The organism is Tistrella mobilis KA081020-065 (assembly GCF_000264455.2).
Classification (GTDB): Bacteria; Pseudomonadota; Alphaproteobacteria; order Tistrellales; family Tistrellaceae; genus Tistrella; species Tistrella mobilis.
This window is the reverse complement of sequence record NC_017956.1, coordinates 3,882,974-3,895,192: the sequence shown is the minus strand read 5'-3', so window position 1 is coordinate 3,895,192 and position 12,219 is coordinate 3,882,974. Positions and strand designations below refer to the sequence as shown.

The 12,219-nt window shown below is 67.1% G+C and carries 11 protein-coding genes and 1 riboswitch; all 11 genes read right to left on the bottom strand.

Annotated elements, in window-relative coordinates; all coding sequences use genetic code 11:
- Positions 1 to 5: 5 nt before the first annotated feature.
- Entirely contained in the window at positions 6 to 695 is a 690-nt protein-coding gene (locus tag TMO_RS17835; protein ID WP_187297796.1) for an RNA-binding protein, read from the bottom strand.
- A gap of 7 nt (positions 696 to 702) precedes the next feature.
- On the bottom strand, positions 703 to 2,262 hold the full coding sequence (gene nusA / locus TMO_RS17830; RefSeq protein WP_014747055.1) for a transcription termination factor NusA: 1,560 nt from the start codon (positions 2,260 to 2,262) through the stop codon (positions 703 to 705).
- Positions 2,263 to 2,270: 8 nt separating this feature from the next.
- On the bottom strand, positions 2,271 to 2,765 hold the full coding sequence (rimP, locus tag TMO_RS17825) for a ribosome maturation factor RimP (protein WP_014747054.1): 495 nt from the start codon (positions 2,763 to 2,765) through the stop codon (positions 2,271 to 2,273).
- Between the two features lie 324 nt (positions 2,766 to 3,089).
- Positions 3,090 to 3,833 (bottom strand): tRNA (guanosine(46)-N7)-methyltransferase TrmB, encoded by a 744-nt coding sequence (gene trmB / locus TMO_RS17820; protein ID WP_014747053.1) that lies wholly within the window; start codon positions 3,831 to 3,833, stop codon positions 3,090 to 3,092.
- 99 nt (positions 3,834 to 3,932) lie between these two features.
- Positions 3,933 to 5,102, bottom strand: coding sequence for a methionine adenosyltransferase (gene metK, locus TMO_RS17815; protein WP_014747052.1), 1,170 nt, complete (start codon positions 5,100 to 5,102; stop codon positions 3,933 to 3,935).
- 136 nt (positions 5,103 to 5,238) lie between these two features.
- A riboswitch (SAM riboswitch) is annotated at positions 5,239 to 5,315 on the bottom strand.
- An 88-nt stretch (positions 5,316 to 5,403) separates the two neighbouring features.
- The gene (locus TMO_RS17810) at positions 5,404 to 5,841 is read right to left on the bottom strand and encodes a helix-turn-helix domain-containing protein (protein ID WP_014747051.1); all 438 of its coding nucleotides are present in this window, start codon (positions 5,839 to 5,841) and stop codon (positions 5,404 to 5,406) included.
- A gap of 305 nt (positions 5,842 to 6,146) precedes the next feature.
- Positions 6,147 to 7,751, bottom strand: a complete 1,605-nt coding sequence (lnt, locus tag TMO_RS17805; RefSeq protein WP_014747050.1) for an apolipoprotein N-acyltransferase — start codon at positions 7,749 to 7,751, stop codon at positions 6,147 to 6,149.
- A 38-nt stretch (positions 7,752 to 7,789) separates the two neighbouring features.
- The gene (locus tag TMO_RS17800; protein ID WP_145978171.1) at positions 7,790 to 8,698 is read right to left on the bottom strand and encodes a hemolysin family protein; all 909 of its coding nucleotides are present in this window, start codon (positions 8,696 to 8,698) and stop codon (positions 7,790 to 7,792) included.
- Positions 8,699 to 8,937: 239 nt separating this feature from the next.
- A complete protein-coding gene (gene ybeY / locus TMO_RS17795) occupies positions 8,938 to 9,597 on the bottom strand; it encodes an rRNA maturation RNase YbeY (RefSeq protein WP_014747048.1) in 660 nt (219 codons plus the stop codon).
- Positions 9,594 to 10,736, bottom strand: a complete 1,143-nt coding sequence (locus TMO_RS17790; RefSeq protein ID WP_014747047.1) for a PhoH family protein — start codon at positions 10,734 to 10,736, stop codon at positions 9,594 to 9,596. The genes ybeY and TMO_RS17790 overlap by 4 nt, the downstream gene beginning before the upstream one ends.
- Before the next feature lie 41 nt (positions 10,737 to 10,777).
- The gene (miaB, locus tag TMO_RS17785; protein ID WP_014747046.1) at positions 10,778 to 12,181 is read right to left on the bottom strand and encodes a tRNA (N6-isopentenyl adenosine(37)-C2)-methylthiotransferase MiaB; all 1,404 of its coding nucleotides are present in this window, start codon (positions 12,179 to 12,181) and stop codon (positions 10,778 to 10,780) included.
- Positions 12,182 to 12,219 lie beyond the last annotated feature (38 nt).

Below are 12,219 nucleotides of genomic sequence, written 5' to 3'. Positions count from 1 at the left end.
TCCGGTTATCCGTTCTCTCTCAAGCCGGCCGACACCCGGTCGACAGGGTAGGGGGCATCCCTGAAACCCGCGAGGCGCCCGGCTTCCGCCAGGAAACGCTTCGCGAGCCGTCCTTCGGCAATTGCGACGTTGACCGCGTTCTCGCGTCCGAGAGCGCGGCCCATCTCGTCACGCGTCAACAACGCTACGACGGGAACGCCCTTCAGCGCCCCCATGCGGGATACGGCCACGTCTCCGGCATCAGATGCCAGAGACACGGCACCGACGGTCCCGGCATCGAGCCAGGCCCGTACCTTTTCGTATCCGGCAACGACCGCTCCCGCCCGGCGGCCGAGCCCAAGATATTCCAAACACCGGGCGGTTAGCAATCGCTCGACCGTCCCGATCAGGTCTTCACCGGCTTTCACCGGCGCCTTGAAGGCCCGGGGAAAGGCCTTCCGGCGGATCGCCTGTTCCAGCAGATCGGCCCGGGCAGTCACCCAGGCGCCCCGTCCGGGCAGGCGGCCATCCATGTCGGCGACCACCTCGCCGCCCGGGGCGACGACGAAACGGATCATGCCGTCCGGCGATCCGCTCTGTCCGGTCGCAATGCAGCGGCGCTCAGGCGCACGATCACGCGGACCGCCATCGGTCGGCAGATCCGCCGCCGCGTCCGTCATCGCGTTCTCATCCACCGTCACGCCCTGCACCACCACCGTCTGCTCAGGCCTCGCTGTCGCCCGCGGGGGCGGCATCGGCTTCGGGGGCGTCCTCGCCCTCGAACCAATGGGCACGCGCGGCCATGATGATCCGGTTCGCTTCCGCCTCATCGATCGTGCCGGCGGGCAGAAGCTCGATCAGCTCGTCGCCGGCCAGATCGGCCAGGTCGTCCAGCGTCTTGATGCCCTTCTCGCCCAGGCTCGCCAGCATGACCGGGGTCATGCCGTCGATCTCGGCCACGGCATCCTCCACGCCCAGCTCGCGGCGCTTGTCGTCCATCTGACGATCACGGGCCTCGAGGAAGATCTGGGCACGGTTCTGAAGCTCGGCTGCGACATCCGGGTCGAACCCCTCGATGCCCGACAGCTCGTCTTCCGCGACGAAGGCGATCTCCTCAATCGACTCGAAGCCTTCGGTCACCAGCAGCTGGGCGATCACCTCGTCGACGTTCAGCGCCTCGATGAACAGCCGCGAGCGCTCGCGGAACTCTTCCTGGCGCCGCTCCGACTCTTCGGTCTCGGTCACGATGTCGATATCCCAGCCGGTCAGCTGAGACGCCAGGCGCACATTCTGACCGCGGCGACCGATCGCGAGCGACAGCTGCTCGTCGGGAACCACGACCTCGATGCGCTGGGTGTCTTCGTCCATCACCACCTTGGCGACCTCGGCCGGGGCCAGAGCATTCACCAGGAAGGTGGCCGGATCCGGCGACCAGGGGATGATGTCGATCTTCTCGCCCTGCAGTTCGGCCACTACGGCCTGCACGCGCGAGCCACGCATGCCGACGCAGGCACCGACCGGGTCGATGCTGCTGTCGTGGCTGGTCACCGCAATCTTGGCACGCGATCCGGGATCCCGGGCGCAGCCCTTGATCTCGATGATGCCGTCGTAGATTTCCGGCACTTCCTGGGCGAACAGCTTCGCCATGAACTGCGGATGGGTCCGCGACAGGAAGATCTGCGGGCCCCGGGGCTCTTCACGCACGGCGTAGATATAGGCGCGCACGCGGTCGCCGACACGGAAGCTCTCGCGCGGGAGCAGCTCGTCGCGGCGCATCACGGCCTCGGCACGGCCCAGATCGACCACGACGCTGCCGTATTCGGCGCGCTTGACGATACCGTTGATGATCTCGCCGACGCGGTCCTTGAACTCGTCGAACTGGCGCTGACGCTCGGCCTCGCGCACCTTCTGCACGATCACCTGCTTGGCGGTCTGGGCAGCGATGCGGCCGAAATCGATCGGCGGCAGCGGGTCGACCAGGAAATCGCCGGGGGCGGCATCGGGCTTGCGGTGACGGGCATCGGCCACCGACATCTGGGTCGCCTCGTCCTCGACCTCGTCCACCACCTGAGTGTAGCGATAGAGCCGGATCTCGCCGGTCTTACGGTCGATGGTCGCGCGGATATCGTGGTCCTGGCCGTATTTGCGGCGCCCGGCGGTCTGGATGGCCTGCTCCATGGCCTCGAGCACGGCATCGCGGTCGATCGACTTCTCGCGGGCAACCGCATCGGCGACCTGAAGCAGCTCGTGCCGGACCGGGCCGGTGTTGAAGTTGATGTCCATGGGCGCACTCAGCTCCGGTTGTCCTGAACGGCGGCGATGAGCTCATCGGTCAGGATGAGCTTCGCCGACGAAATCTCGTCGAATGGCAGGGCCGGTTCCGACCCGTCATCGAGGCGGATGGCCACCAGACCGCCTTCGCGCACGCCGGCCAGCCGGCCACGGAAACGCTTGCGCCCCTCATGCGGGCGGCGCAGTTCCATCTTGGCCTCGAAGCCGGCGAAACGCTCGAAATCCTTCAGCCGGGTCAGCGGCCGGTCGATGCCGGGCGAACTCACTTCCAGCGAATAGGCCTCGGTGATGGGATCCTCGACGTCGAGGAGAGCCGACACGACATGGCTGATCTCGGCGCAATCGTCCACCGTCATGGGCTGACCGTCCACCCGCTCCGCCATGATCTGGAGCGTGGCATTGACGCCGGAACGAAAAGTCACCCGCACGATCTCGTAACCGAGATCGCCGACGGCCGGCTCGATCAACTCCGTGATACGACGAACGACGTCCATGCGCTCCTCCGGTGGCGGGGCGACTCGCGAACCCTCTCGGGGCGGCGGTCCGACGCGGCACAATAAAAAAAGGCGGGCTTGGAAGGCCCACCCGGCGGAAGCTGCATGTGACCGCGACCACCGGCGGGCCCTCGTCCGGACGTACCTCGCCGCTCCCTCACCGGGGCGGATGGCTCGTCGGCTTGGGCGCTGGCGGGATCGCCGGCGGTCCGCAATCGCGGACGCTGGTCAATATACGCATATGTCGCGGAACCGCAAGGGGTTTATCCACAGCATCCCCGCGCAGGGATGCGCGGCGGTTGCAGGTCCGCCCTGCGGTCCGGGTCAACCGCGCCGAAAACTCATGAAGACCGGCACACGCCCGGCGGCACGGGCCTTCGCTTCGTAGCGGGTCTCGATCTGCCCGTCCGGCCGCCGCTGCCAGTCGCCCGGCCGCCGGGCCTCCCAGCTGAAATCGGGATGGGCGCGAAGATGGGCCAGCGTCCAGGCGCAGAGATCGGGATGGTCGGTGGCGGCGATCAGCCGCCCGCCCGGCCGGAGCACGCGGGCAAGCCCCGCCACCGTCTCCGTCTGGATGAAGCGGCGCTTGTTGTGGCGACGCTTGGGCCAGGGGTCCGAAAACAGCAGATAGACACGGGCCAGCGAGGCGTCGGGCAGGGCATCGAGCAGTTTCGCCGCATCGTCCCCCAGCACCCGGACATTGCGCAGCCCCCGGCGCTCCAGTTCCACCAGAAAGGCCGACATGCCACCGATATAGGGCTCGCAGCCGATGAAGCCGGTATCCGGCTCGGCCTCGGCTCGGGCGATCAGATGCTCGCCGCCACCGAATCCGATCTCGACCACGATTTCACGCATCGGCCGATCGAACAGCCCGGCAGGGTCCAGCCGCGTCCCGGGTTCCGGCAGGGCGATCGCCAGTTCGGGCAGGGTCTCTTCCATCGCCCGGCTGCGCCCGGCCTTGAGCGGACGCCCCACCCGCCGGCCGAAATGGCGGCGGCCCATGCTCTCACCGGCGGCATCCGCCAGGGTGTCGGTCCCGGTGGTCCGGGTATCGTCGGCGCTGGTCATCGTCGGCACGGGTCCGGCTTGCGGCTGAAGATGGGGTTGAAAACGCAACGGGGCGGCGGCCGTTCCCGGCCGCCGCCCCGCTGATCGCACGAATGGGGATCAGAGCACAAGCTGCTTGATCGTCTCCGCCAGATCGGTCTTCTCCCACGAGAAGCCGCCATCGGCCTCGGGGTCGCGGCCGAAATGGCCGTAGGCCGCCGTGCGGCCGAAGATCGGCCGGTTCAGCTTCAGATGCTCGCGGATGCCGCGGGGAGTCAGGTTCATCGCCTCGCGAAGCGCCTTTTCAAGCTTCGCCTCGTCGACCTGACCGGTGCCGTAGGTGTCGACATAGACCGACAGCGGATGGGACACGCCGATCGCATAGGCAAGCTGGATGGTGCAGCGATCGGCAAGGCCGGCCGCCACCACATTCTTCGCCAGATAGCGCGCGGCATAGGCGGCCGACCGGTCGACCTTGGTGGGATCCTTGCCCGAGAACGCGCCACCGCCATGGGGAGCGGCACCACCATAGGTGTCGACGATGATCTTGCGGCCGGTGAGGCCGGCGTCGCCATCCGGACCGCCGATCACGAAATTGCCGGTCGGGTTGATGTAAAGCCCCGCGTCATCGCACATCCAGCCGGCCGGCAGTGAGGCTTCGATGACCGGCAGGACGGCCGCACGGACCTCTTCCTGCGACGCCGAGGCCAGATGCTGGGTGGACAGCACGATCGAAGTCGCACGCACCGGCTTGCCGTCGACATATTCCAGCGTCACCTGGCTCTTGGCATCGGGGCCAAGCACCGCAATGTCGCCCGAGCGGCGAGCGGTGCGCAGGTTGCGCAGGATGGTGTGGGCATAGTGGATCGGCGCCGGCATCAGCGCGTCGGTCTCGCGGCAGGCATAGCCGAACATGATGCCCTGGTCGCCGGCGCCTTCATCCTTGTTGCCGGCGGCATCCACGCCCATGGCGATGTCGGCCGACTGCTCGTGCAGCAGCACTTCGACCTTCGCCGTGTTCCAATGGAAGCCGTCCTGCTCGTAGCCGATGTCGCGGATCACGTCGCGGGCCACACGTTCGATCGTGGCAGGCGCGGTGTCACCATGCGAACGGATTTCGCCCGCGATCACCACGCGATTGGTAGTGGCGAGCGTCTCGCAGGCGACGCGGGAATAGGGATCTGCGGCAAGCAGATGATCCAGCACCGCATCCGAAATCCGGTCGCAGATCTTGTCCGGATGTCCCTCGGAAACCGATTCGCTGGTAAAAAGATAGTTGCTGCGGGCCATGGCGCGTCTTCAACCCCTCAAGAACCGACGACGGACCACGAGATCGGAATCCGTGGTCCGGGCACCAGTGCGGGTGGCGAACCGCGCTGGCACCACTGATGGACTCCGTGCGTCTGGGTTCTCGGCAGATAACGCGACAGCGCACCACCAAGCCCACTTAGCGCACTGTTTAACGTGGCGGCAAGCGGCACAAATCCGACCACGGACGACCTTCTTACCTTTCCCGCGTCCCCGCGGCCGGCGCGGCCGGCACTGCGCGTACTCGCGTGAAAGTTTTAGAAAACGTCGTCAGAGGAAACTTTCACGGCGTGACGTCGGAATCAAGAGGGATTTTTTGAGAGAGCCCCGCCAAGCCGTCACTGATGGTCCGGGCAAGCTCCACCACCCGTGCACGCGCACGCGGATCGGAGATGCGCGCAAAGTCGAAAGCGAGTGTCTGTGCTTCCGGGCCATCCATCACCATCCAGTCGAAACCGTCATCCAGACCGTCGGCTCCCCGGTCCGGTGTCACCGCTCCAACATCTTCATAGAAAAATGAGACCGGAACATTGAGCGCATGGGCGATGAGAAACAGGCGGCCTGCACCGATGCGATTGGCCCCACGCTCATATTTCTGAATCTGCTGGAACGTCAAGCCGACCCGCTGTCCCAGCTTTTCCTGACTAAGGCCCATGAGCTGGCGGCGGAGCCGCACCCGACCACCGACATGGGCATCAATTGGGTTCAGTCGCGTCGCCATCCGTCACATCCCTCCTCGCTCACGGTTGCCTTCAATTCCGGCCCGTTTGTCAGGCGGATAGATGACATCACGCCATGGCATGGGTCAACCCCGGCGCGGGCATCGCAGTGGCCGAAACGCGCATTCCGGGTTGCATTGTCAGGCCTACTCGCCTTTGATGACATGTGGCCAACGTTCCGATTGCCAGCTTCGATGCCACGGTGTCGGCAGGTAGGCGAACAACCGGTCTGCGATCTGACGCCTCAGGTCAGGCTCCCCTTACGCGAAAGCCGTCATCTCTCAACCCGGAATGTGAGAAGCCCCCATCACTCCTCCCTCTGCCGCTTGCGCCGTCCCCAGCCCCCCGGCAGAAAGGCGAGGGCCAGTACAATCAGTCCTGCCATCGCCGCCGACGCATCACCCAGGCGGGCATAGAGGGTCGGCGGCAGAGCCGCCGGAAGCGGTCCATCCAGCACGCCCCGACGATCCAGCTCCAGCAGGGCAACGATCCGCCCGAGCGGATCGACAATCGCCGAAATGCCATTGTTGGCGGCGCGGACCAGCGGCAGCCCTTCCTCGATGCTCCGCAGCCGTGCAGACGCGAAATGCTGATGCGGCCCGGCGGTCAGGCCGAACCAGCCATCATTCGTGACATTCAGCAGAAAACCTGGCCGAACAATAGGGGCGGAGCCCGCGGTAACCTCCCCCGGAAAGATTGCCTCGTAGCAGATCAGCGGGCTGGCCGGCGGCAGGCCGGGCAGGGCCAGCGTCGCCGGGCCGGGGCCGGGCGTGAAATCGATGCTGCCGGCCGTCAGCTTCGGGAAGGGATTGAACTCGCGCAGCGGCACGTATTCGCCGAAGGGCACCAGATGCGCCTTGTCGTAGACACCCACGATCCGCGCCTGATCGTCGATCGCCATCACGGAATTGAACACCCGCGGCTGCGGTTCGGTTCCAGCAGGCGCACCAGGCGGCGGCTGCGTCCATTCCACACGGGGAGCCCCCGTGATCAGCAGACCGCCCGGTGGCACGGCCTGGGCCAGCACCTCGCGAATGTCGGCTTCCTGCTGCGGATAGTAGCCAACCGCGGTCTCGGGCCAGATCACGTCGGTGATCGTATCGAAGCCCGGGCCCCGGGTCAGGTCAAGATGCGTGCGCAGGTGCTGCGCCTTCATCCCGCCGCGCCATTTTTCCTTCTGGTCGATCGCGGCCTGAACAAGGCGGAGTTTCACCCCCGGCACCATGGCCGTCGGATGGGCCTCGAGACGCAAGGCGCCCCACACACCGACGCCTGCCAGCACCACGAGGATCAGACCACCGGTGATCGCCGCCGGCCGCCGGTCCTCCGGCTCACGCACCAGCACCAGCGACGGGGCTGCAAAGACGGCGACGGCAAGCAGGCCCATGCCATAGGTACCGACGATCGCAGCCCCCTGCGCCAGGGCCGGCACAGCCAGGGCGGAGGCACCGGCCAGATTCCAGGGAAATCCCGTCAGCAGATGGCCGCGCAACCACTCGGCCGCCACCCACGCAACCGCCAGAAACAATACGCGCCCGGCGCCCTTTGGCGCCGCCCGGGCCTGCGCCAGGCCGGCCAGGCCCGTGAAGATTGCAAGTCCGGCCGAAAGCCCCAGGACCGACGGCACGGCCAGCGCCCCGAAGGCCGCCGCATCCACGAAGAAGGCCACACCGATCCAGTACAGCCCTGCCGCGAACTGGCCGAGCCCGAAGGCCCAGCCGGTCCAGAATCCTGGCCAGAGCCGGCCGCGGACGCCGTCGAGCAGCAGCAGAAGCAGGGTAAAGGCAATGAAGCCCAGGGGCCAGGCGTCGGCCGGCGGCAGTGCCGCCGTCGAAAGGCCGCCGGCCAGGGCCGCCAGTCCCAGACGTGCACGCACGCCAAGCCCGCCGATCCGGTCGGCGAGGCGGTGCAATCGGCCTTCCGCAGCCGGGCGGTCCCTATCGGCCAGGGTCACGCGGCCGTCGTGGCTTCAGGGGCGGTTACGCGGATGCGCAACCGCTTGATCCGCCGGGGATCGGCATCCAGAACCTCGAAGACCAGACCCGCCGGATGCTCGACGGTCTCTCCCGCCGCCGGCACACGACCGGTCAGGGCGAAAACCAGACCGCCCAGCGTGTCGACATCCTCGTCGTCATCGACCAGAACCCTGTCGAGCCGCGCTTCCAGCTCTTCGACATCCAGCCGGGCATCGGCCTCGAAGACGCCGTCTTCCACTTCCTCCAGCCGCGGCTGCTGCTGATCGTCGTGCTCGTCCTCGATCTCGCCGACGATCTGTTCGACCAGATCTTCGATCGTCACCAGCCCGTCGGTGCCGCCGTATTCGTCGACCACGATGGCAAGATGAATGCGAGTGGTCCGCATGCGGTTCAGCAGGTCGAGCACCCGCCTGGACGGCGCCTCGAACAGCACTTCCCGCACCAGCCCGGGGCTTTCCAGCGTGCCGGCCTCGCCCAGACGCCCGACCACATCCTTGAGGTGAACCATGCCGACCAGCTCGTCGAGCGTGCCGCGATAAACCGGCAGCCGGGAATGCCCCGCCTCGGCCATCGCCCGGAGAGCTGCATCGATGGGAGTGGAGATTTCGATGGCAATGATGTCCGCACGCGGCACCATCACATCCTCGACGGTCAGGTCGCCGAGTTTCAGGACGTTGGTCACCAGCTGGCGCTCGGCGGGATCGAGCGCCTCGCGCTCATCCTCCTCGCCTTCGATGCGCTCGGCCAGTTCGACCAGGCTCTCGCGCAGTTCGTCCCGGTCGCGGGAACGCCCGCCGCCGAGCCAGGACATCAGCAGATGCCCCAGGGAAGTATTGCCGGCCCCGCCCGAGCGGGGCCGTCTAGACGAAGATTGGTCGCTCATCGCTTCCTGCCCGATGGGCCGCCGGCCGACGGATCCTCATGATCCGGGCCCGGGGCCCCTGCCCTCGGACCCAGGTCAGCCCTGCGGTCCGGTCGATCGTATTGCCGCCCTGCCCGGAACGGCCTCCCGATCCTCCGACTTCTCAGACTCTCCAACGAAGGCGGGGGTGTCGTCAATCATCCATCTGAACGCGGCAGCAGCGCGGCGGCAGCATGGTGCCGGGCAACCTTCGCGCGCACTCAGTCCGCGTCGGGCGCGCCCTCGATCTCGGCATAGGGGTCTGCGATGCCGAAGCCCGCCAGACAGCGGATCTCGATGGATTCCATCTGCTCGGCCTGATCGTCATCGACATGGTCGTGGCCAAGCAGATGCAGCAGGCCGTGGGCGATCAGATGCATCAGATGGGCCCGCGGTACCTTGCCCTGCGCGGCGGCCTCGGCCCTCACCGTCTCGGCTGCGACGATCACGTCGCCCAGCATCAGCGGTGCCTCTGCCGGCAGCATGTCGAGGACCTCGTCCATCGTCTCCGGATCGTCCGGATCGATGGACTCTGCAGGAAAGGACAAGACGTTGGTCGGCTTATCCTTCTCCCGCCAGTCGCGGTTCAGTTCGCGCACGGCGGCATCGTCTGTCAGCGTGACCGAGATCTCGATCAGCCGGTCCTCCACCCGCGCGAGCAGGTCCGAGGCCGCCATGGTCAGCAAGGCGCCAGCCAGACGACCGATCGCCTCGGACAGCGGCCCGTCCAGCCGGGCCGCCGGCTCGTCCCAGCACGGATCGGCCCAGATGTCCCCGACGCGCTGCAGGGCGATCTCCACCCGGCCCCCCATGAGAGCGAGCGTTTCGACATCCTCTGCCACACCCTCGTCGCCATCCTCCCGCGGCGGCAGGCCGGTCATGCCGTGCCCTCCCCGGCCTTTGCGGGGACGGCGCCACGTTCCGCCTGCCGGCGTGGTCGGCGCCGGGCTTCGTCACGGGCGTCATAGGCGCGCACGATGCGGGCCACCAGCGGGTGGCGGACGACATCGGTATCGTCGAAGGTGACGACCGGCACCTCCTTGAGCCGCCCCAGCACCGACAGCGCATCCGACAGGCCCGAAACGGTGCCGGCCGGCAGGTCGATCTGCGACAGGTCGCCGGTGATCACCATGCGGCTGTTCTCACCCAGGCGGGTGAGGAACATCTTCATCTGCACCGCGGTGGTATTCTGCGCCTCGTCCAGGATCACGAAGGCGTTGGACAGCGTGCGGCCGCGCATGAAAGCGAGCGGCGCCACCTCGATCTTGCCGCTTTCGATCAGCTTGGAGACGATGTCGTCGGGCAGGGTATCCTGAAGCGCATCGTAGAGCGGGCGGAGATAGGGGTTCACCTTCTCCTCCAGCGTGCCGGGCAGAAAGCCCAGCCGCTCCCCCGCCTCCACCGCCGGACGCGACAGGATGATGCGGTCGACCTTCTTTTCCAGGAACAGCGCCACCGCCATGGCCACCGCCAGATAGGTCTTGCCCGTACCCGCCGGACCGATGCCAAAGACCAGATCGTGATCGCGGATCGCAGACAGATAGGCCCCCTGGCGCATGGACCGGGGCGTGATGCGCTTCTTCTTGGTCTTGATGACCACTTCGCCGGTGATGTAGGCGCCGGCCTGCGCACCGTGATCGCCGTTCCGTCCCGCCGCCGGATGCGTGACCGTGGTGGTCGCCTCTGCCGGCGGAATTTCCACCGCCTCGGTACCGAGTGCCGCCGTCGCTGCCTGGGTGACCATGCGGATTGCGGCGTCGACCTCGGCCATGGTCACGATCAGGTTGCGCTTCAGTCGCTGGTAAAGTCCATCCAGCACATCGGCGGCGGCATCCTGGGCGCTTTCACTGCCCTGAATCGCCAGGCGGTTGCCGCGACTGACGATGTGCACGCCAAGCTGGCTTTCGATCCGCACCAGATGCTCATCATGTTCGCCGACCAGCAGCGCGAGCAGGTGGTTGTCGTCGAAATCCAGGATCACCGCATCGATGTCGGCTGCGGCAACCCGCTCGGCAGCCATGGGGGTGCGACCGCGCGCCGCGCGATCGGTGCGCCGGGCCGTCAAGAAACCACCCCGGCGGACGCGGCGATCCGGCTGTCCCCGGCGGTGGTGATCCCGGTCGGCAGCCATTCGCCGCCGGTGATCCGCCCGTTCAGGCTGAAGGAATTGACGGTGTCGATGTCGACCTCCACCATCCGGCCCGCGGCCTCCGCGGGTGCGTCGACCACCACCGCCTGCATGTAAGGCGAGCGGCCGACCATCTGCCCGGCATGCCGGCCGGGCCTCTCCAGCAGCACCGGCAGGCGCCGCCCCGTCATGCTGGCATTGAAGGCGCGCTGCTGGGACGAAAGCAGGTCCTGCAGGCGCTGCAGGCGCTCGGACTTCACCTCGTCCGGCACCTGGTCTTCCAGATCCGCGGCCGGCGTGCCGGGACGCGGGCTGTATTTGAAGGAATAGGCGAGCGCGTAGTCAACCCGCTCCACCAGCCGCATGGTCGCCTCGAAATCCGCATCGCTCTCGCCGGGGAAGCCGACGATGAAGTCCCCGGACATTGCCATGTCGGGGCGCACCTCGCGCAGCCGGTCAACGATGCGCAGGTAGTCTTCGGCGGTGTGCTTACGGTTCATCGCCTTCAGGATCCGGTCGGATCCCGACTGCACCGGCAGGTGCAGATAGGGCATCAGCTGCGGCAGGTCGCGATGGGCCAGGATCAGGTCGCCGCCCATATCGCGAGGGTGCGAGGTGGTGTAGCGGATCCGGGCAATGCCGTCGATTTCGGCAATCGCACGCGCCAGCCGGGCCAGGGTCCAGTCGCCGGCCGGCCCGCGGGCCCCTTCGGGGGCCGCACCGTGATAGGCGTTGACGTTCTGACCAAGCAGCATCACCTCGCGCACGCCATTGGCCGCGAGCGCGCGGATCTCGTCCAGGATGGCCCCCGCCGGACGGCTGTATTCGGCTCCGCGGGTATAGGGGACCACGCAGAAGGTGCAGAACTTGTCGCAGCCTTCCTGCACCGCCACGAAGGCGGTATGTCCGCGCTGGCCGGTGGCCGTCGGCAGATGGTCGAACTTGGCCTCGGTCGGGAAATCTGTCTCGACCACCGCCTGCCCACGGGTGGCACGCTCCACCATGTCGGCCAGACGATGATAGGTCTGCGGGCCGAAGACGATGTCGACGAAGGGGGCACGGGTCCGGATCTCGACGCCTTCGGCCTGTGCCACGCAGCCGCCGACCGCGATCAGCCGTCCTGCGGGACCGCCGGCCGCGCGCAGCCGCCCCAGATCGGAATAGACCTTCTCGGCCGCCTTTTCCCGGATGTGACAGGTGTTCAGGATCACCAGATCCGCGTCTTCCGCCACCTCGGTCGGCGCAAAGCCCTGGGCGGCCAGCACGTCCGACATGCGTTCGCTGTCGTAGACGTTCATCTGGCAGCCGTAAGTCTTGATGTAGAGCTTCTTCGTCACCCTCGCCTCGGGCCTCGTTCTGATCGGGCCGCGGTCCG